Raw genomic sequence first — 18,842 nt, 5'->3', positions numbered from 1 at the left:
TCACGCCTCCTTGCGGCACAGGATCTCCCCGTGCAGGACCGCGAACCAGCCGTCGTCCTGCCGCCCCCACTCCCGCCAGGCGTCCGAGACCGCGCGCAGCCGCTCGGGCGTGGCATGGCCGGACGCCGTCGCCCGTTCGGCGTAGGCGGAGGCGAGGGTGCGGTCCGCCCACAGGCCGCTCCACCAGGCGCGTTCCTCCTCGGTGGCGAAGGTCCAGGTGCCACAGGTCGCGGTGATGTCCCGCAGTCCCGCGGCCCGCGCCCAGGACTTCAGCCGGCGTCCGGCGTCCGGCTCGCCGCCGTTGGCGCGGGCCACCCGCTCGTACAGGTCCAGCCAGTCGTCCAGGCCCGGCAGCGCCGGGTACCAGGTCATCGCGGCGTAGTCCGCGTCCCGTACGGCGATGAACCCGCCCGGCCGGGTCACCCGCCGCATCTCGCGCAGCGCCTGCACCGGGTCGCCCACGTGCTGGAGCACCTGGTGGGCGTGGACCACGCAGAAGGTGTCGTCCGGGTAGTCCAGGGCGTGGACGTCGGCGACCGCGAAGTCGACGTTCGTCAGGCCGCGCGCGGCGGCCGTCTCCCGGGCCTGCTCCAGGACGCCCGGCGCGTGGTCGACGCCCGTCACATGGCCGTCGGGCACCAGCTCCGCCAGGTCCGCGGTGATGGTCCCGGGGCCGCAGCCGATGTCCAGGACCTTCATGTGCGGCTTGAGGGAGCCGAGCAGGTAGGCCGCGGAGTTGGCGGCGGTCCGCCAGGTGTGCGACCGCAGCACCGACTCGTGGTGCCCGTGCGTGTAGACGGCCGTCTCCCGTGCTTTCGGCATGCCCGTACCCCTTCTCGTCGCCCGGCCGGACTCGGCCGGCGTCACGGTTCACGGTACGCGCGTCGGCCGAATGGCGAGACCAGCGTTTTGCCATGTGGACTGACGATCTGTCAGAAAGCATGGGGGAGCGGGCGGTAGACCGTCAGTGCCTCCGGCAGCTTCTCCACCGTCACCTCGCCCGCGGCGGTCGTGACCTCGCCGTCGTACGCCAGCGGGGTACCGGGTGCGAGGCCGGTCAGCCGCAACCGGTTCACCTGGACCGCGGCATGGGCGGGCGACCTGGTCAGGGGTCCCGCGGCGGCCGCCGCCAGCAGCCTCAGCGCCGGCCTGCCGCTGCCGTGCACCACGCGTACGTCCAGCAGCCCGTCCGCCAGATCGGTCCGGCGGCCCGGCGCGAGCCCCATCCGGTGGTAGACGCCGTTGCCCGTGAACAGCAGCCACAGCGGCCGCCGTTCGCCGCCCACCTCCACCTCCAGCGGATGCCGGCCCGCGCGCAGCACCCGCAGCGCGGCGAGCAGCCCGGCGGGCCAGCCGCCGATCCGGTGCGACCAGGAGTCGCGGGCGCGCACCAGCTCCGGGTAGACGCCGAGGCTCAGCGTGTTCAGGAACAGGCCCTCGGCGCCCTCGGTGACGAACCGCCCCGCGTCCACCCGGACCGCCTCGCCCTTGCGTACCGCGCGGGCCAGATCGCGCTCGTCCTCCACGCCCAGGTCGTGGGCGAAGTGGTTCAGGGTGCCGCCCGGCAGCACCGCCAGCGGCAGCCCGTGGCGCAGGGCCACCGCGGCGGCCGCGTTCACCGTGCCGTCGCCGCCGCACACCCCGAGCACCCGCGCCCGCGCCGCCGCCTTCCCGAGCGCGTCCCCGGTCTCCTCGGGCGCGCACTCGACGATCTCCGCGCGCGGCAGTGCCGCCCGCAGCCCGCGCACCCGGTCCGCGGTGCCCGAGCCCTGGTTGGCGACCACCACCAGGCCCTCGCCCTCCGGCAGTGCGGGTGCCTCGGCGCGCGGCCGGGCCCCGGGCACCGTCGACGCGCGGGCCGGCACGAGGCGCCGTACCAGGAAGGCGGCGCCCGCGCCCAGCGCCGCACCGGCCAGCACGTCGCTCGGGAAGTGCACGCCGGTGTAGACGCGGGAGGCGGCGACCGAGAACGCCAGCGGCGCGACGGCCGCGCCCCACGCGGGGGACTCCAGCGCCACGCCGGTGGCGAAGGCCGCCGCCGATGCCGCGTGCCCGGACGGGAAGGAGGTGGTGACCGGCTGCCGCCGCAGCCGCCGTCCCAGCGGTACGGGGTCGAGCAGCGGCCGGGCCCGGCGCACCGAACGCTTGCCCAGCGTGTTGACGGTCGCGGAGGCAACGGCGAGCGAGGCCAGGCCCCGTACGGCGGCCCGCCGGGCCCGGGGCGTACGGCTCGCGGCCAGCGCGGCGGCCACGGCGGCCCACAGCACCCCGTGGTTGGCGCCGCGGCTCAGCCGGGGCAGCACGCGGTCGGCCCCCGGCCAGCGCCATCGGGCGGCCCGCTCGAAGAGGCCGGAGTCGGCGGCGAGCAGCCGTTCGTACAGGGGGTGCGGGAGGGCGGTCGGGACGGTGAGGTCCACGTCCGGAGTCACGGTCTGGTCCATAGGGGTGCGGTTACCCTGAAGTGCCCGTTTCCTGCCCCACCGCGTCCGGCGCCGCGCGGACGCCACAAGGAGATCGCCCGGATGCGCCTGCTCCTGATCCGCCACGGCCAGACCCCGTCCAACGTGCGCCACCTGCTGGACACCGCCGCACCGGGGCCGGGGCTCACCCCGCTCGGCGAGGCGCAGGCCGCCGCGCTGCCCCGGGCGCTGGCCGGGGAGGACATCGGCGCCCTGTACGCCTCCCCGCTGATCCGCACCCAGCTCACCGCGGCCCCCCTGGCCCTGGAGCGGGGACTGCGGGTGACCGTCCGCGACGGCATCCGCGAGCTGTCCGCCGGCCATCTGGAGATGATGCCCGGCGACGCCCCCGGGGCCGATTCCTACATGCGCACCGTCTTCGCCTGGTCGGCCGGGCGGACCGCGCTGCGCGTCCCCGGCGGCGAGAGCGGCGAGGAGGCCCTCGCGCGCTACGACGCCGTGGTCGAGGAGGCGTACCTCAGCGGCGCCGGCACCGTCGCCCTGGTCAGCCACGGCGCCGCGATCCGGATGTGGACCGCCGCCCGAGCCGTCAACATCGACGTCCCCTTCGCGGCCGCCCGCCCCCTGGCCAACACGGGCGTGATCACCCTGGAGGGCACGCCGGCGGCCGGCTGGCGGGCCCTGAGCTGGGAGGCGCACGTCATCGAGCCGCCGGGGACGCCCGGACCCACGGGGGAGCCGCTGGGCGACACCACCGGGTGAACCGGAGCGGCCCCCGGGCGCGCGCGGGCCCGCCCGGTTAACGGTTTGCCCCCGGCGGCCCCCCGCCCGGAGAATGCCCTCCCATGGGACATCTGGAAGCCGCGCACCTCGAGTACCACCTCCCCGACGGGAGGACGCTGCTCGGCGATGTCTCCTTCCGGGTCGGCGAGGGCGCGGCCGTCGCGCTGGTCGGCCCGAACGGCGCGGGCAAGACCACCCTGCTGCGGCTGATCTCCGGCGAGCTGAAGCCGCACGGCGGCTCGGTCACCGTGAGCGGCGGACTCGGCGTGATGCGCCAGTTCGTCGGTTCCGTACGGGACGAGACGACCGTGCGGGACCTGCTGGTCTCCGTCGCCCCGCCCCGGATCCGCGAGGCGGCCAGGGCGGTGGACGAGGCCGAGCACGCCGTGATGACGGTGGACGACGAGGCCGCCCAGCTCGCCTACGCGCAGGCGCTGGCCGACTGGGCCGAGGTGCGCGGCTACGAGGCCGAGACCCTGTGGGACATGTGCACCACCGCCGCGCTCGGGATGCCGTACGAGCGGGCGCAGTGGCGCCAGGTGCGCACGCTGTCCGGCGGCGAGCAGAAGCGTCTGGTGCTGGAGGCGTTGCTGCGCGGCACCGACGAGGTGCTCCTGCTGGACGAACCGGACAACTACCTGGACGTGCCCGGCAAGCGGTGGCTGGAGCAGCAGCTCAAGGAGACCCGCAAGACGGTGCTGTTCGTCTCCCACGACCGTGAACTCCTCGCCCGTGCCGCCGAGAAGATCGTCTCCGTCGAACCCGGACCGGCCGGCGCGGACGCCTGGGTGCACGGCGGCGGCTTCGCCACGTACCACGAGGCCCGCCGTGAACGCTTCGCCCGCTTCGAGGAGTTGCGCCGCCGCTGGGACGAGAAGCACGCGCAGCTGAAGAAGCTCGTCCTGAACCTCCGTCAGGCCGCCGCCGTCAGCCACGAGATGGCCTCGCGGTACGCCGCCGCGCAGACCCGGCTGCGCAAGTTCGAGGAGGCCGGGCCGCCGCCGGAGCCGCCGCGCGAGCAGGACATCACCATGCGCCTCAAGGGCGGCCGCACCGGAGTGAGGGCCGTCACCGTCACGGGACTCGAACTGACCGGCCTGATGAAGCCGTTCGACCTGGAGGTGTTCTACGGCGAGCGGGTCGCGGTCCTCGGCTCCAACGGCTCCGGCAAGTCGCACTTCCTGCGCCTGCTGGCCGGTGAGGACGTCGCGCACACCGGCCGGTGGAAGCTCGGCGCCCGCGTCGTACCCGGCCACTTCGCGCAGACCCACGCGCACCCCGAACTCCAGGGCCGCACCCTGCTGGACATCCTGTGGAAGGAGCACGCGCAGGACCGGGGCGCGGCCATGTCCCGGCTGCGCCGCTACGAGCTGACCCAGCAGGCCGAGCAGACCTTCGAGCGTCTCTCCGGCGGCCAGCAGGCCCGCTTCCAGATCCTGCTGCTCGAACTCCAGGGCGTCACCGCCCTGTTGCTCGACGAGCCGACCGACAACCTCGACCTGGAATCCGCCGAAGCCCTCCAGGAGGGTCTGGAATCCTTCGACGGCACGGTCCTCGCCGTCACCCACGACCGCTGGTTCGCCCGCTCCTTCGACCGCTACCTGGTCTTCGGCACCGACGGGCACGTCCGCGAGACGCCGGAACCGGTCTGGGACGAGCGCCGCGTGGAGCGGGCGCGCTAGGAGCGCCGGCCGGCGCCGGTCAGGCCTGCCGACGGAGGCCCGGAAGACCTCGTCGTAGCGGTGTTCGCCGACGGCGACGAAGCCGGGGAGCCGGCCGTATTCGGTGAAGCCCGGCGACCGGTAGAGGCGCGGGGCGGCGGTGTCGTCGCCGCGCGCGTCCAGGGTGAGGACCTCGATACCGGTCTTCCGGGCGTCGGCGATCAGGGCCGCGGCCGGCACCCGGCCGACGCCACGGCCGTGGGCGGCGGCAGCCACCGCGGTCTTCTCCGGATCGGCGTGCGGCCGGTGGGTCGCACGGGTGCGGCGGAGCCAGTACCCCCACCCGCCCGGTTCACGGTCCGGACAGGCGGCGCGCAGGGCCCCGTCCCCGGCCCGCACCGCGGCGAACACATGGCCCACGAGTTCGGCCACCTCGTCCCGCGAGGGCGGCTCGACCCAGCCCAGCGCGGCACCGCCGTCCACCGGCTCCGCCAGGTTCCGATGGGCCGAGTCCACGAACCGGTCCGCCGGCTCCGGACCGTCACCCAGGTCCCGGGCGTCGAGGATGGCGGGACCGGCGGGCGCCCCGCGGTTCGTGGCCGGCAGCCTGGCCGCCCCCTGGCCCGGCCGGACCCCGGCTCCCTAACCTCCGGCGGGCTCCGTGCCCCCGCACCGGAGCTGGGCGTCGATCTGTGCGGCGGTCCTCGGGCCGTCGTGCGTCCAGTACCGGTCCGCCGGGACATGCGCGGCCCGGACCTCGCGGAGGTCGAACACGTCGCCGGCGCCGTCGTCGCGGTCCGCGTAGAGGAAGGAGACGTCGAGGCGCGACGGCAGGGTCCAGGGCCGCGCCCGCGGGCTCGCCGTCAGGAAGTCGTCCGCCTGCCAGAGCGTCACCGCGCCGCGTTCCCCCTCGAGGGTCCTCGGCCGGCGCGCCCGCCAGAGCAGCTTCTCGGAGTCGCTGTCGTACACCTCGACCGTTCCCACCCTGTCCGCGGGGCAGACGGGAGCCCTGACCAGGACGCGGGGGCCGTCGATCCGGATGCCGACCAGGAGGGACGTCTCCGGATCGGACATGGCGCGGACGGTGTACACGCCTATGCCGATCGCGGCGAGGAAGGCCAGGCCGAACACCGAGCCCACCAGCACGAAAGGCCACACCGGTCGAGGCGGCCGGTACCGTGTCAACTCATCCCCCCGTTGTTCCGCGGCCGTGGGCGGCCGTGTCGGTCAGTCGAGTATGCCGCGCATGCGGAGGCCCGGGACCCGGGATGTTCGTACAGTGGAGCCAGGAACGTGAGCTCCATGGATTCCTGCCGGAAACCGCTTGGGGGCAGTGCATGCCGGGCGGGTACCCGGACCCCATGAACGGACAAGACGAGCGGGGCACCACCATGACCGGAGTCGACCCCAGCCGACTGGACGACCAGCAGCTCATGAAGGAGCTGGAGACGATCCACCGCACGCGCCACGACACCCTCCTGTACGGCTCCAACGACGCGCTGCGGGCCCACAACGAGCGCATGGCGCAGCTGGAGGGCGAGTACCTGCGCCGCAATCCGCGCCGCGTGGTCAGCGCGGGCCGCACCCGCGAGGGCGCCCGCGAGCGCCACACCGGCGAGTCGGTGACCCCGGGGCGGTCCGGCACCTGAGGGTCCGGGGCCGGGAACGCGCGAGGCCCCGGGACAGGGGCACCGCGGGCTCCAGGGACAGGAAAGGGGCCGGCCCGTCACGGACCGGCCCCTTCCGCGCGGTGGCCTCAGCCGGCCTCCCCCGCGAACACATGCAGGAACGCGTCGCAGAACGCCTTCAGGTCGTCCGGCTTACGGCTGGTCACCAGCTGGTTGGACCCGTGGTCGCAGATCTTGACCTGCTCGTCCACCCAGGTGCCGCCCGCGTTGCGGATGTCCGTCCGCAGGCTCGGCCAGGACGTCAGCACCCGGCCGCGGACGACGTCCGCCTCCACCAGCGTCCACGGCGCGTGGCAGATCGCGGCGACCGGGCGCCCCCGGTCGAAGAAGTCCTTCACGAACGCCACGGCCTTCTCGTCCATCCGCAGGAAGTCCGGATTCGCCACCCCGCCGGGCAGCACCAGCCCCCCGAACGACCCGGCGTCCGCGTCACCGACCACCTCGTCCACATCGAAGGTGTCCGCCTTGTCCAGATGGTTGAATCCGTGAACCTTCCCGGCTTCGGTCGACACCAGCACCGGCTCGTGCCCGGCGTCCGAGGCGGCCTTCCACGGCTCGGTCAGCTCCACCTGCTCGACGCCCTCGGGCGCCACCAGAAACGCGATACGCATGATCCTCGTCCTCCTTTCCCGGCGCGGCCTCGACGGCCCGCACGCGCCGTTTCCCTGCCCTGTCGGCGCGCCTGCGCCGCAGCGGCTCCTCGCCGTGCGGCAGCGGCACGCACCACACGCCGACCGGGAGCCCGACGGCCACCGGACGGCCCGCCCGCAGCGGGCGCCGGCGCGGCGGCGGACGCCGGGCGCCCGGGTCCCCGCGCCCGCCGCGCGGCAGCGAGCGGACCCGATCGGCGTGCGGACGCGTCACCGAGACCAGCGCGTCGAAGGGCGGCTCCTGCGGAAAGCCGTGGCTGCGCCGCCCCGCCGGCCGCACTCGCGGTCGCCGTCGACCGCGGTGCGCGCGTCCCGCAGTGCGGTCGCCTCGTGGCCGCCCGCCGCCCGCCGCCCAGGCCGCACGGCCGGCAGCAGCGGTCCCACCTCGTGGCGCGGGTCAGCGCGACGGGCACGCCGGTCTCGGTCCTCATCGGGGCGTGACCCAGGGGCTCCCCGGTCCACGCCGTGTCCTCGACGCGGGCGCCGGCGCATCGCCCGGTCGGCGAGCCCCGGCACGAACCAGCCGGGCGGCCCGTACCGCGGGAACCGGTTGGCCGCGTCGACGGTGCCGACGCTGGGGCCCCGCGCGATCCGGGCGGCCCGTCCCCGGCTCATCCGCCGCCCACCAGCGCCTCTGCCAACTGCTGCACATTGCGGAACCGCTCGCCGCGCGGCAGCTCCGCCACCGCCTCCACCAGTGGGTCGGGCGCGTTGTCCCGGCGCAGCGCCGCGGCGAGTTCGCCCGCCCGCGCCGGGAAGGCGCCGCGCCCCAGGCTGCGGGCCAGCTCCAGCCGCACCCGCTCCAGGGACGCCGGGGAGCCCAGACCGCCGACCGGGCCGCCCGTCACCTCCGGGTCGTCGTCCGCGGCCGGCTCGGGGTCGTGCCACTCGTCGACCCGGGTCGGATGCCCGGACCTGAGCAGCCCCTTCAGCTCGTGCTTCATCTCATCGTCCCGGTGCACGTTCAGCCGGTCACTGCCTCGCTGCATGTCTCCCTCCAGGGGTCGAGCGTCCGCACCCGCGTACCCGGTACGGCCCCGCCGACACCGCCGCCTACCGCTTGGTCCGGCCCGGCAGGAACTCCTGGACCTTCGCCTTCAGACCCTGCTTGACCATCGAGCCCCGGTCCGCGTCGCCCTTGAGGACGGCCGCGGCGGTGGCCTCCATCTGCTCCCAGGTGGCGTGCGGCGGGATCGGCGGTACGGCGGGGTCGGTCAGGAACTCGATCACGCAGGGGCGGTCCGCGGCGAGGGCCGCGCGCCAGCCCGCGTCCACGTCCCCGGGCTTCTCCACGCGGATGCCCTCCAGGCCCAGCGAGCGCGCGAAGTCGGCGTACCGCACGTCCGGGATCTCCTGCGAGGGCAGGAAGGACGGCGAGCCCTCCATCGCCCGCATCTCCCAGGTCACCTGGTTCAGGTCCTGGTTGTTCCACACGGCGACGATCAGCCGCGGATCGCTCCAGCGGTCCCGGTACTTGGCCGCGGTGATCATCTCCGCGAGCCCGTTCATCTGCATCGCGCCATCGCCGACCAGTGCGAACACCGGCCGGTCGGGGTGCGCGAACTTCGCTCCGATCGCGTACGGCACACCGGGTCCCATGGTGGCGAGCGTCCCGGACAGCGAACCGCGCATGCCGGGGCGCATGGTGATGTGCCGCGCGTACCAGTTGGCCACCGAACCCGAGTCGGACGTGAGGATCGCGTCGTCGGGGAGCAGCGGGTCCAGCGCCCGTGCCACGTACTCGGGGTTGATCGGGTCCGCCGCGAGCCCGGCCCGCCGCTCCATGGTCTCGTGCCAGCGCCGCACGTTCGCGGTCACCGTGTCGTACCACTCCCGGCCGCCCCGGTCGGTCTCCAGCAGGGGGATCAGCCGCTGGAGCGTCGCCCTCGCGTCGCCGACGAGGTTCACCTCGTACGGGTACCGCATGCCGATCATGTGCGGGTCGAGATCGATCTGCACGCCGCGCGCCTTGCCGAACTCCGGCATGAACTGGGTGTAGGGGAACGAGGAGCCGATGGTCAGCAGGGTGTCGCAGTCCCGCATCAGCTCGTACGACGGCCTGCTGCCCAGCAGCCCGATCGGCCCGGTGACGTACGGCAGCTCGTCGCTGAGCACGTCCTTGCCGAGCAGCGCCTTCGCGACGCCCGCGCCGAGCAGTTCGGCGACCTCCCGCACCTCGGCCACCGCGCCCGCGGCGCCCTGTCCGACCAGGACGGCCGGCTTGTCGCCCGCGTTCAGCACCTCCGCGGCCCGGCGCAGCGCCTCGTCCGTCGGGGTCGTCGTCCACTCGCTCGTGCCCAGGCTCGACGGCACCATCTTGAAGGCGTGCGTCGGCGGCGAGTAGTCCAGTTCCTGCACGTCACCGGGGATGATCACGGCGGTCGGGCAGCGCCGCGCGTACGCCGTGCGGATCGCCCGGTCCAGCACGTTCGGCAACTGCTCGGGCACCATCACCGTCTCCACGAACTCGGAGGCGACGTCCTTGTACAGCGTGTGCAGGTCGACCTCCTGCTGGTAGGAGCCGCCCATGGCGCTGCGGTCGGTCTGTCCGACGATCGCCAGTACCGGCACATGGTCGAGCTTCGCGTCGTACAGGCCGTTCAGGAGGTGGATCGCGCCCGGCCCGGAGGTCGCCGCGCACACGCCGACGCGCCCGCTGAACTTCGCGTACCCGACCGCCTCGAACGCGGACATCTCCTCGTGCCGGGACTGGATGAACCGCGGCCGGTCCTCGGCGCGGCCCCAGGCGGCGAGCAGCCCGTTGATGCCGTCACCCGGATAACCGAACACCTGTTCAACACCCCAGGCGCGCAGGCGCTCCAGGATGTGGTCGGACACCTTCGTGCTCATGGAGGGACCTCCCCGGTGGGGTACGAAGCCGACGATCCGGTCAGCGTTGACCGAGTCTCCGGCGGAGAAGCCGGAAAACCTCCGGGAACGGACCGGAGCCCGCTGCTTCCGGGACGCGAGACGGGGTTCGTACGGGGGGTGGGGCGGGGCGCGTGCCGGGGCGCGTGCCGGGTTCGGGCCGGGTTCGGGCCGGGGCGCGTCGGGTGTCGCTCCGGCCTTCGCCGCCGGGTCCTGAGACCGGTCCGCGCGTGGGGTCTCGCGCGGGGTTGGTGCCGGTCCTTGCGTCGGGGCCCGCGGGGTGGCCTGCGCCGGGTCTCGTGGCGGAGGGCACTGGGGCGCGTGCCGGGGGCCGTGCCGGGTTCGGGCCGGGGGGCGCGTCGAGTGTCGCGCCGGGTCTCGTGGCGGAGGGCACCGGGGCGCGTGCCGGGCGCCGTGCCGGGTTCGCGCCGGGTCTCGTGGCCGACCGCCCCCGGCGCGGTCCCCCGGCCCGGATCCCGGGACAGTCCCGCCGCCACAAGCCCCGCCGCGAGACCCGCCACAGGACCCCGAGCAGGTCGCCGCGTGGGCCCTGGCGCGGCGCCTCACACGAGATCCGGCGCGAAACCCGCCGTGCGCCCGCCACGAGACGACCCGGGGGCTGGTGGCGGGGGCGGGGCGGGGTGCGCCGGGGACCGCGGTGGGTTTCGTGCCGGGGCGCGTGTCGGGGTTCGCACCGGGGACTCCGACCGGTCCCGGCGTCACCCGGCTGGGCGCCCGTGTCCCGCGAATGGGGTCCGGCCGCGCGCGCCGGGGCGTGGGGCGGGCTGTGATGGCGGGGGAGGGAGGGGTACGACCCCGGGCGCCGGACCGGCGTGGGTGCCGTACCGCCGCCCCGCCGCTCGTACGACCGTCAGCCCGTCCGCCGCAGCTCCCGAGGAGCCCTTCACATGCGCCGCACCGTCCGCGCCCTGCCCGTCGCCCTCGTCGCCGGCGCCGCGCTCGCCCTGACCGGCCCCGCCGCCCCCGCCGCGGCGGCCACCCCCGGCGCCGGGTCCGCGACCTGCGCCCCCGCGACCGCCCCCCAGCCGAACGCCCCGCAGCCGCAGATGCCGGGCACCACCCGGGCGCCGGCACCCGCGCCGGACCCGGGCACGGACGGCGACACCGCGAGCCGCGTGCCCGGCCCCGCCTCCCGCGCGAGCGGCGGCGCCGACAGGTCCTGCGCGGACACCCGCGCGTGCGCCGACGGCAAGTCCTGCGCCGGCGGCCAGGGTTGCGCGGGCGGCACCTCGTGCAGCGGGACCGGCACCCAGTGCCGGGCCGGGGAGAACTGCGCCGGTGACGACGCCCGGCAGTGCACCGGCGCCAAGAGCGGGTCCTGCGCCGACGACGACCAGGCGTGCGCCGGCGCCCGCTCCGGGGCCTGCCAGGACTCCGGCGACGACTCCTGCCGCGAGCCCCGGTACTCCGACGAGGGCGAGGGCGGCGACGACCGCAACGGCGACACCGCCCGGAGCGGCGGAGACGACGAGGGGGACGACTGCGCCCCGGCCGGCTCCGGCACCCAGCACGGCGGCGTGGCGGCCGGCGCGGGCGGCACCTTCAACGACTCGGTCCCCGCCCTGGCCGCCGGCGGAGCACTGATCGCCGCCGCGTGCGCGGGCGCCGGCTACCGGCTCCACGGCCGCCTCCGCAGCGGCGGAGGCGGCCGGCCGGCGGACGTGTGATCCGCACAACTCCCGGTGCGCCCATGGACATACGCCCAGCGGGTACACAGCATCCCGAGGACACCACCCAACCCACCAGACCCACCCACCGGTCGCCGCACCTCCGGCACCGTCCGGCGCGGGCAGCCCCGGGCGGCACCAGGACGGCTCGGCCCGGTGCCGGGCGGCACCACGGACTGCGCGGAGGCGGACATGCGGCGGACGGACCCCGAGGGCCACGGCCCCGTCCGCTACGGCCCCCCGCTGCCCGGTGACGGCCTGCCCGTGCTCCCCGAACTGACCGCCGTGGTCGCCGCCGCCGCGGGCCGCGCCGACGCCCAGCCCGTCGGCGGCGCCCCCGCCCTGCTGGAGTCGGCCTGCGGTTACTGGACCCGCCGCGCCCTGACCAGCGTCCCCGACCAGGTCGCCGCCGGACCCGGCGCCCCCACGCTGCTCCTCGCCCTCACCGCCGCGCTTGCCGGGGACGGCGCCGACGTCCTCGTCCCCCGGCCCTGCGCCGCCTGGTGGGCTCCGTACGCGCGCGTCCTCGGCCGGCCCGTCTTCCATGTGCCCACGCCCGCCGAGAGCGGCGGCGTCCCCGATCCCTACGCCCTGCTGGAGACCGTGCGCCGGGTGCGCGCCGAGGGCGGCGACCCCAAGCTGCTGGTGCTCTCCGTCGCCGACGACCCCACCGCCACCGTCGCCCCGCCCGAACTGCTGCACGAGACCGTCGAGGCCGCCACCGCGGAGGGCCTGCACCTGGTCAGCGACGAGACCTGGCGCGACACCCTGCACGCCCCGCACGACACCGTCCTGCTCAGCCCCGCCGAGATGCAGCCCGAAAGCGTCACCGTCGTCACCGACCTGGCCGGCGCCCTGCTGCCGCCCGGCTGGCCGGCCGCCGTCGCCCGCTTCCCCGCGTCCGGCACCGGACAGCGCCTGCACGCACGGGTCCTGGACATCCTGACCGCGCTCGGCGCCCGCCTCTCCGCCCCCGTCGCCGCGGCCGCCTGCTACGCCCTCGACGAACCCTCGCCCGTCGTCGAACGCCGCGAGGCGACCGCCCGGTTGCACGCCCGCCTGGCCGCCGCCGCGCACACCGCCGTCACCTCCGCCGGCGCCCTCGCCCGCCCCCCGCAGGCCGGCCGCCACCTCTACGCCGACCTGAGCCCGCTGCGCGAGCCACTCGCCGCCCAGGGTGTCGGTGACGCACAGGAGTTGGAGGACTTCCTCGCCACCCGGCTCGGCATGCCCGCCCCCGGCGGCCACCGCTTCGGCGACGATCTGGCGGCGCTGCGCGTACGCCTCTCCACCGGGCCCCTGCTGGGCGGCACGGACGAGGAGCGGACACAGTCCCTCGTTTCACCCACACCATGGGAAGAGCCCTTTGTGCACAGCTCGTTGGCCTCCTTGAGGTCGGTCTTCGACGATCTCCGCGACGACGCCCAGCGATGGGAGCCTCCTCGATGACGCAGCAGACGCATGAGCCCGGATCGACCCCGACGACCGGCAACTCACCCACCGCTACGACGACATCGACGGCGACGGCGACGGTGACCGCGGAGACGGAGACGGAGACGGAGACGGAGACGGAGACGGGCGCCGCCCGTGTGGTCGCCGCCCCGCCGGCCCCCGGCGCACCCCCCTTCCCGCCACTGGCCGAACCCCGCCCGCTGGGCGAACGCCGGGTGTGGCCGCGCACCTTCCACGACCGGCTCACCGCTCCCCTGCCCGGCCTCAAGGCGCTGGCCCGCTTCGCCCGCGAGGGCGCCGTACGGCCCGGCCCGGACGGTCTCGCCGACATCTCCCTGCTGCCGTACGAGCCCGCCCCGCTGCCCCGCGCCGACCCCCGCACCCTCGCCGTCACCTGGGCGGGACACGCCAGCTGGATCGTCCAGGTGGGCGGCCTGACCGTGCTCACCGACCCGGTATGGTCACGCCGCATCCTCGGCACCCCGGCCCGCATCACCCCCGTGGGCGTGCCGTGGGACCGGCTGCCCCGCATCGACGCGGTCGTCATCAGCCACAACCACTACGACCACCTGGACGCCCCGACCCTGCGCCGACTCCCGCGCGGCACCCCGGTGTTCGCGCCCGCCGGGCTCGGCCGCTGGTTCCGGCGCCGCGAGTTCACCTGCGTCACCGAGCTGGACTGGTGGGAGGGTGCCGAACTCGCGGGCGTCCGGTTCGACTTCGTGCCCGCCCACCACTGGTCCAAGCGCACCCTGACCGACACCTGCCACAGCCTGTGGGGCGGCTGGGTCGTCACCGCACCCGCGGGCCCGCGCCTCTACTTCGCCGGCGACACCGGCTACGGCCACTGGTTCTCCCGCATCGGCCGCCGCTATCCCGGCATCGACCTGGCCCTCATGCCCATCGGCGCCTACGACCCCCGCTGGTGGCTCAGCGACGTCCACTGCGACCCCGAGGAAGCCGTCCGGGCCACCCTCGACCTGGGCGCCCGCCGCATGGCCCCCATGCACTGGGCCACCTTCGTCCTCTCGGCGGAACCGATCCTCGAACCGCTGACCCGGGTGCGAACGGCCTGGGAAAAGGCGGGACTCGCCCAGGAAGACCTGTGGGACCTGCCGGTAGGCGCGTCGAGAGTCCTGGACTGAGGCGCCCCTGCCGAGGGGCGCGGAGAACCGCGCCTCGCCATCCCCGCGGCGCTGGTGCGCATCCCCCCCGCACCGGTGGTGCGGTCACCGGTGCAGAGCCACCACGGTGTCCACCACCGCGCGGGACTCCACCTGCTCATCGCGCGGCGCCTGCGGAGCCGGCACGACGTCCTTCGGCGCGTCGACGAGGACCTGGCCGACGAAGTGCGCTCCCGCCGGAGATCCGACAGCGACACGAGCAAGAACACGCCCTCGCAGCGAAGATCACCTGGGTACTAGCTGCCCGCGCGTCGAGCGCAACGGCTCGCGTCGTTTCGGCCATGCGCTCCTCCTGGCCGGCTCGTCGCCGTGAGACATGTGGCCGGCGGACGTTCTCATGACGGGGGTCAGCCGGGCAGAAGATCGCGTGCCGGTTGTTCCAGCGCGGTTCGGACGAACTGGCCCGCGCGGTCGAGCGCCGATGCGCCCTCGTCCAGGATCGGCGCGAAGCCCTGGAAGACGTGTGGCACTTCCGCGGTGATGTCGAGGATGACCGAGACGTCGGCGGCCGCCAGGCGGGAGGCGAGCCGGATGGAGTCGTCGAGCAGTGTTTCGTGCGTTCCGACCTGCACGAGAGTGGGCGGCAACCCGTGCAGGCCGTCGAACAGCGGGCTGTGCTCCCGCGCCGCGGTAGCACCTTCGCCGGCGTAGTCGAGCACGCGCCGGGCGAGCGCTTCCCGGTTCACCGCGACGTCTACGGACGCCCGCGTCGTCATCGAGTCGCCGGCCAATGTCAAGTCGACCCAGGGCGACAGCAACACCGCGCCCGCCGGTACGGGCCGGTCTCCCGCCACCAGTGACGTGAGCAGTCTCAGTGCCACCCCGCCTCCGGCGGACTCCCCGATCACGATCAGTTCGTCGGCGCCGATACCCGAGTCCAGCAGCGCTTCATAACACGTCGCGGCATCGGTCGCCGCGGCCGGTGCCGGGTGCTCCGGCGCAAGCCGGTAATCCACGGTGACGACCCGCAGTCCCGATCGCCGGGCGATCTGGCTCACCAAGCCCAAGGAGCTGTTCGCCGAACCCAGTGCGAACGCGCCGCCGTGGAAGTAGAGCGCGGTGCCGACCGGTTGCGGCGCACCGCTGATCGTGACCGACAGCGCGGCGACACCCGCCAGGTCGAGCTTCTCGACGATGGCGTCGGTGGGCACCGGCTGCGAGCTGAGGATCTGTTCGAACAGCGGCCGTTGGACGTCGAGATCGCCACCCAGGTCGAGCGGCGAGTTCCGCCGGAGTTCGCGGACCTGCTCGCGTTGCTCACGAGTCATGCTGTCACCTGCCTGGTTTCGAGGCCGGTGCGGTGTGGACGTTCGACCGGGCTGAGGATGACGGTGCGCTTGTTCGTCATGATCGCTCCTCCGCCGACTTGACGTGCTGCGCTACCAGTGCCGAGAACTCTTCTGGCTCGTCGATCGGAACGATGTGGCCGGCGCTGGGCAGCAGGCTGGCGGTCAGCTTCTCGCTGAACGGGGCGAGTTGACGCGCGGTGCCCTCGCCGACGGCGCCTCCGCCGATCGTGAGCACCGGAAGTGTGAACACGTTGTGCGTCACCCACGAGGAGATCCAGCCCGCGTTCGCGGGCATCGCGCGGTAATGCTCGAAAGCGGCCCGCAAGGACTCCCGCCCACAGTACGCCTCGACGATCCGGGCGGTCAGCGCCTCCGAGAGCCCGCGGCGGCTTCCGCCGTCGAGGAAGAACCGGATGTAGCGGTCTTCCCGTCCCTCCAGCAGGTCCTCGGCGAACCCGCCCGGAGCCGAATGGAGCCCGAACCACCAGGGGGCGCCGCTCGCCGTGAAGGATTCAGCTCCGGGCAGTGTGCCGATCACCGCCTCACTCAGCGTCAGGCTGGACACGCGGTGCGCGTGGGCCGCCGCCAGCGCGAACGCCGGTGCGGTGCCGAGGTCGATGCCGACGACGTGCGCCCGGTCGATGTCAAGCGCGTCGAGGAGTCCGACCAGATCCCCGGCGAGCTCGGTCGCCAGGTAACCGCCGGTCGCCCGGTCGCTGTCGCCCAGACCGCGTAGATCCGGCGCGACGACACGAAGCCCGGCCGCCGTCAGCAGCGGCGCGACGTCGGACCAGATCGCCCGCGTGTGCGGAAAACCGTGCAGCAGCAGGACCGCGGGGCCCTCACCCGCCACCTCGACCGCGAGGCGGACGTCGTTCACCGAGATGTACCGCGCTTGGGCGTCCGCCAGGTAGGCAGTCAACATCGTTCATCTCATCCAGTCGGTTACTATCGGATACCAGGCGAACATAGGAGACCGACCGTGGACGTTCAAGGAGGCACTTCCCGGAACCCTGGTCACCTCGGGGTAACCCCTCACCGCGGCGACCTCTTCGATGCAGCCTGCCCCACCAGGCAGCTGCTCGACCGGGTCGGCACGAAGTGGACGACAATGCTCGTCCTGACCCTCGACCAGACCGATGGCGAACTTCGTTTCACCGAACTCAAGCGAGCCCTGACCGGGATCTCCCAGAAGATGCTGACGCAGACCCTGAGGTCGCTCGAGCGGGATGGCCTCGTCACCCGCCGGGTCGAGCCTTCCGTTCCGCCACGGGTGTTCTACGGGCTCACCGCGCGTGGAAAGTCGTTGGCACAACCCCTGTCACAGTTGCGAGAGTGGGCGGAGACGCACATGCCACAGATTCAGCTCGATCAGGAAGCATTCGACCGTTCACTCTGAGCGCAGGGCTGGTCCACGGCCGAGAGCCAGAGCATGGCTCCGACGAACAGGCCGACGATCGATCGTTTCACCCGTCATCCGTCCCCTGCTCTCCCTCGCACAGCGCCCGCCCGGCACGGGGCGCGCATCAGGAGGACGCGGCGCGTAGCCCGCTGGTTCACGAAGGTGCATGGGCGCACCGGCTCCTCGGGCTCACGCGGTCGTGGCGAGGGGCCACGCAGGGCCGGTTGCCGCCTTCGCCGTCGGGCACGCGACTGCCGCCCCTGATGAGCCTTCGGGGAGTCGAGCCAGTCAACTGAGTCACTGCAGTCAACTGACCGGACACAGCAGGCTTGCTGACCCATCGGACACCCCCTAGCGAACCCGCCGGAGCAGACCGGGCACCGCGCTGATCAGGACCGTCAGCACCACCGCCACCAGGACCCCCTCCCACGGCTGCGGGAACAACGAGCCCCCCACGATCCCGATCACCTGATATGTCGCCGCCCACGCCAGGCACGCCGCCACGTTCCCCCGCGAGAACCGCCGCAACGGCCACTCGGCCATCAGACACGCGAGCATCACGGGAACACGACCGGCCGGCACCAGCCGGGACAGGACGAGCACCGCGACCCCGTGCTCCGCCAGCTTCCCCCGTGCCTGCGCGAGTCGCTCCTCCGGGGCCCGCGACCGTATCGCCTCCAGCCACCGCGACCCGTTGCGCGACCGCATTCCCCGCCGCCCCAGCCAGTACAGCGCCGCGTCCCCGAGGAACGCGGCCAGCGACGCCGTGACGAACACCAACGCCAGCGCGAACGGCGCCGTCTGATGGAACGCCACCACCGCCGCCGAACTCACCAGCGCTCCCGTCGGCACCACCGGCACCAGCGCGCCGATGAGCACCAGCAGGAACAACGACGGGTAACCGAGCGCCTGTTGCGTGGATTCCGGCGGCACGGCCGACGTCGACGCGGCGGCCAGCACGGCGGCCGGGGGCAGCAAGCTCACCGGGCGACCTCCAGCCGGGCGCTCTCCCCGTGCCCCAGCTTGTGCACCGCCACGTCCGGGGCGAGCCCCGCGGCGAGTCGTACGAACTCGTCTCCCGGCGAGTGGAACTCGTGCGGCCGCACCGCGTCGAGGCCGATCGGCCAGTACGTCCCGTAGTGCACCGGCACCGCCGCCCGAGGCGCCAGCAGGCCGAGGGCCCGCGCCGCGCGCCCCGCGTCCAGGTGCCCCTCCCCGAGGCACGGCCCCCAGCCGCCCACCGGCAGCAGCGCCACCTCCACCGGGCCCACCCACTCGGCCATGGTGTCGAACAGCCCGGTGTCCCCGGCGAAGTAGGTCCGAGCCTCGCCCTCGATCACGAAGCCCAGCGCGGGCGAGCGGTGCGGGCCCACCGGCAGCCGCCGTCCGTCGTGCCGTGCGGGCACCACCCGTACCAGCAGCTCGCCGACGCGTATCCCGTCCCCCGGGACGACCTCGGTGATGCGCAGGTGTCGCAGCCGGCGCACGCCAGGCACCACCTGGGGTGCGCCCCGGGGCACAAGCAGGCGCGTGCCCGGGTCGAGCGCCCCCAGCGACGGCAGATGCAGATGGTCGGCGTGCAGGTGGGAGACGAGCACCACGTCCGCGCGCCGCGCCTCGTCCGGGGGGATCGCGCCCCGCCGGCGCCGCAGATGCGCGAGCCGACGGGCGAAGAGAGGATCGGTGAGCACTCGTGTGTTCGAATCCTCGATCGTGCAGGTGGCATGACCCCACCAGGTGATCTCCACCGGCACCTT

At 74.3% G+C, this 18,842-nt stretch carries 17 protein-coding genes and 1 pseudogene; 7 read left to right on the top strand and 11 right to left on the bottom strand.

All coding sequences use genetic code 11. The annotated features are described in order from the left end of the window. Entirely contained in the window at positions 1–822 is an 822-nt protein-coding gene (locus tag QSK45_RS01585; protein WP_285552418.1) for a class I SAM-dependent methyltransferase, read from the bottom strand. Positions 823–932: 110 nt separating this feature from the next. Beyond that, the gene (locus QSK45_RS01580) at positions 933–2,429 is read right to left on the bottom strand and encodes a bifunctional phosphatase PAP2/diacylglycerol kinase family protein (RefSeq protein ID WP_285553364.1); all 1,497 of its coding nucleotides are present in this window, start codon (positions 2,427–2,429) and stop codon (positions 933–935) included. Positions 2,430–2,522: 93 nt separating this feature from the next. Between QSK45_RS01580 and QSK45_RS01575 the strand changes: the two genes are divergently transcribed. Beyond that, positions 2,523–3,182 (top strand): histidine phosphatase family protein, encoded by a 660-nt coding sequence (locus tag QSK45_RS01575; protein ID WP_285552416.1) that lies wholly within the window; start codon positions 2,523–2,525, stop codon positions 3,180–3,182. Positions 3,183–3,265: 83 nt separating this feature from the next. Further along, entirely contained in the window at positions 3,266–4,885 is a 1,620-nt protein-coding gene (locus QSK45_RS01570; RefSeq protein ID WP_285552414.1) for an ABC-F family ATP-binding cassette domain-containing protein, read from the top strand. Between the two features lie 3 nt (positions 4,886–4,888). Here QSK45_RS01570 and QSK45_RS01565 read toward each other — a convergent pair. Then, positions 4,889–5,470: pseudogene (locus QSK45_RS01565) on the bottom strand (GNAT family N-acetyltransferase); the annotation flags it as partial. A 36-nt stretch (positions 5,471–5,506) separates the two neighbouring features. Continuing rightward, the gene (locus QSK45_RS01560) at positions 5,507–6,022 is read right to left on the bottom strand and encodes a hypothetical protein (RefSeq protein ID WP_285552413.1); all 516 of its coding nucleotides are present in this window, start codon (positions 6,020–6,022) and stop codon (positions 5,507–5,509) included. A 203-nt stretch (positions 6,023–6,225) separates the two neighbouring features. Between QSK45_RS01560 and QSK45_RS01555 the strand changes: the two genes are divergently transcribed. After that, complete coding sequence (locus QSK45_RS01555) at positions 6,226–6,513, top strand: DUF6158 family protein (RefSeq protein WP_285552411.1); 288 nt, start codon at positions 6,226–6,228, stop codon at positions 6,511–6,513. A gap of 107 nt (positions 6,514–6,620) precedes the next feature. On the opposite strand, the gene QSK45_RS01550 is transcribed toward QSK45_RS01555, so the two are convergent. From QSK45_RS01550 to QSK45_RS01540, 3 genes are all read right to left on the bottom strand, one after another. Further along, entirely contained in the window at positions 6,621–7,163 is a 543-nt protein-coding gene (locus QSK45_RS01550; RefSeq protein ID WP_285552409.1) for a type 1 glutamine amidotransferase domain-containing protein, read from the bottom strand. 650 nt (positions 7,164–7,813) lie between these two features. Then, positions 7,814–8,191, bottom strand: a complete 378-nt coding sequence (locus QSK45_RS01545; protein ID WP_285552408.1) for a DUF2795 domain-containing protein — start codon at positions 8,189–8,191, stop codon at positions 7,814–7,816. A 64-nt stretch (positions 8,192–8,255) separates the two neighbouring features. Further along, a complete protein-coding gene (locus tag QSK45_RS01540) occupies positions 8,256–10,052 on the bottom strand; it encodes a thiamine pyrophosphate-requiring protein (protein ID WP_285552407.1) in 1,797 nt (598 codons plus the stop codon). A gap of 926 nt (positions 10,053–10,978) precedes the next feature. On the opposite strand from QSK45_RS01540, the gene QSK45_RS01535 reads away from it, so the two are divergent. The 3 genes from QSK45_RS01535 (at position 10,979) to QSK45_RS01525 (ending at position 14,355) form a co-directional block, all read left to right on the top strand. Further along, positions 10,979–11,758, top strand: a complete 780-nt coding sequence (locus QSK45_RS01535) for a hypothetical protein (protein WP_285552405.1) — start codon at positions 10,979–10,981, stop codon at positions 11,756–11,758. Positions 11,759–11,950: 192 nt separating this feature from the next. Continuing rightward, positions 11,951–13,207 carry an aminotransferase class I/II-fold pyridoxal phosphate-dependent enzyme gene (locus tag QSK45_RS01530; protein WP_285552403.1) on the top strand — a complete coding sequence of 419 codons (1,257 nt, stop codon included), beginning with the start codon at positions 11,951–11,953 and terminating at the stop codon, positions 13,205–13,207. Further along, positions 13,204–14,355 carry an MBL fold metallo-hydrolase gene (locus QSK45_RS01525; RefSeq protein WP_285552401.1) on the top strand — a complete coding sequence of 384 codons (1,152 nt, stop codon included), beginning with the start codon at positions 13,204–13,206 and terminating at the stop codon, positions 14,353–14,355. Before QSK45_RS01530 ends, QSK45_RS01525 begins: the two co-directional genes overlap by 4 nt. Before the next feature lie 386 nt (positions 14,356–14,741). Here the strand turns inward: QSK45_RS01525 and QSK45_RS01520 are convergent, their stop codons facing one another. Both QSK45_RS01520 and QSK45_RS01515 read right to left on the bottom strand, forming a co-directional pair. Next, positions 14,742–15,662, bottom strand: a complete 921-nt coding sequence (locus QSK45_RS01520; RefSeq protein WP_285552400.1) for an alpha/beta hydrolase — start codon at positions 15,660–15,662, stop codon at positions 14,742–14,744. Between the two features lie 76 nt (positions 15,663–15,738). Then, positions 15,739–16,608, bottom strand: coding sequence for an alpha/beta fold hydrolase (locus QSK45_RS01515; protein WP_285552399.1), 870 nt, complete (start codon positions 16,606–16,608; stop codon positions 15,739–15,741). Positions 16,609–16,665: 57 nt separating this feature from the next. Between QSK45_RS01515 and QSK45_RS01510 the strand changes: the two genes are divergently transcribed. Next, entirely contained in the window at positions 16,666–17,082 is a 417-nt protein-coding gene (locus QSK45_RS01510) for a winged helix-turn-helix transcriptional regulator (protein ID WP_285552398.1), read from the top strand. 354 nt (positions 17,083–17,436) lie between these two features. Here QSK45_RS01510 and QSK45_RS01505 read toward each other — a convergent pair whose 3' ends face one another. Further along, positions 17,437–18,045 carry a DedA family protein gene (locus QSK45_RS01505; protein WP_395484950.1) on the bottom strand — a complete coding sequence of 203 codons (609 nt, stop codon included), beginning with the start codon at positions 18,043–18,045 and terminating at the stop codon, positions 17,437–17,439. Between the two features lie 20 nt (positions 18,046–18,065). Further along, the gene (locus QSK45_RS01500) at positions 18,066–18,839 is read right to left on the bottom strand and encodes an MBL fold metallo-hydrolase (protein ID WP_285553362.1); all 774 of its coding nucleotides are present in this window, start codon (positions 18,837–18,839) and stop codon (positions 18,066–18,068) included. Positions 18,840–18,842: the final 3 nt, after the last annotated feature.

This window comes from Streptomyces hygroscopicus subsp. hygroscopicus (assembly GCF_030269125.1).
GTDB classification, from domain to species: domain Bacteria; phylum Actinomycetota; class Actinomycetes; order Streptomycetales; family Streptomycetaceae; genus Streptomyces; species Streptomyces hygroscopicus_C.
The sequence above is the reverse complement of the archived record's forward strand: the minus strand, read 5'-3'. Positions and strand labels throughout refer to the sequence as shown.

Bases quoted from the DNA above. Each gene is read 5' to 3' on its own strand.
- QSK45_RS01530 (WP_285552403.1), top strand. From the start codon at position 11,951: ATGCGGCGGACGGACCCCGAGGGCCACGGCCCCGTCCGCTACGGCCCC.
- QSK45_RS01545 (WP_285552408.1), bottom strand. From the start codon at position 8,191: ATGCAGCGAGGCAGTGACCGGCTGAACGTGCACCGGGACGATGAGATG.
- QSK45_RS01535 (WP_285552405.1), top strand. From the start codon at position 10,979: ATGCGCCGCACCGTCCGCGCCCTGCCCGTCGCCCTCGTCGCCGGCGCC.
- QSK45_RS01515 (WP_285552399.1), bottom strand. From the start codon at position 16,608: ATGTTGACTGCCTACCTGGCGGACGCCCAAGCGCGGTACATCTCGGTG.
- QSK45_RS01555 (WP_285552411.1), top strand. From the start codon at position 6,226: ATGAACGGACAAGACGAGCGGGGCACCACCATGACCGGAGTCGACCCC.
- QSK45_RS01570 (WP_285552414.1), top strand. From the start codon at position 3,266: ATGGGACATCTGGAAGCCGCGCACCTCGAGTACCACCTCCCCGACGGG.
- QSK45_RS01575 (WP_285552416.1), top strand. From the start codon at position 2,523: ATGCGCCTGCTCCTGATCCGCCACGGCCAGACCCCGTCCAACGTGCGC.
- QSK45_RS01585 (WP_285552418.1), bottom strand. From the start codon at position 822: ATGCCGAAAGCACGGGAGACGGCCGTCTACACGCACGGGCACCACGAG.
- QSK45_RS01540 (WP_285552407.1), bottom strand. From the start codon at position 10,052: ATGAGCACGAAGGTGTCCGACCACATCCTGGAGCGCCTGCGCGCCTGG.
- QSK45_RS01525 (WP_285552401.1), top strand. From the start codon at position 13,204: ATGACGCAGCAGACGCATGAGCCCGGATCGACCCCGACGACCGGCAAC.
- QSK45_RS01550 (WP_285552409.1), bottom strand. From the start codon at position 7,163: ATGCGTATCGCGTTTCTGGTGGCGCCCGAGGGCGTCGAGCAGGTGGAG.
- QSK45_RS01520 (WP_285552400.1), bottom strand. From the start codon at position 15,662: ATGACTCGTGAGCAACGCGAGCAGGTCCGCGAACTCCGGCGGAACTCG.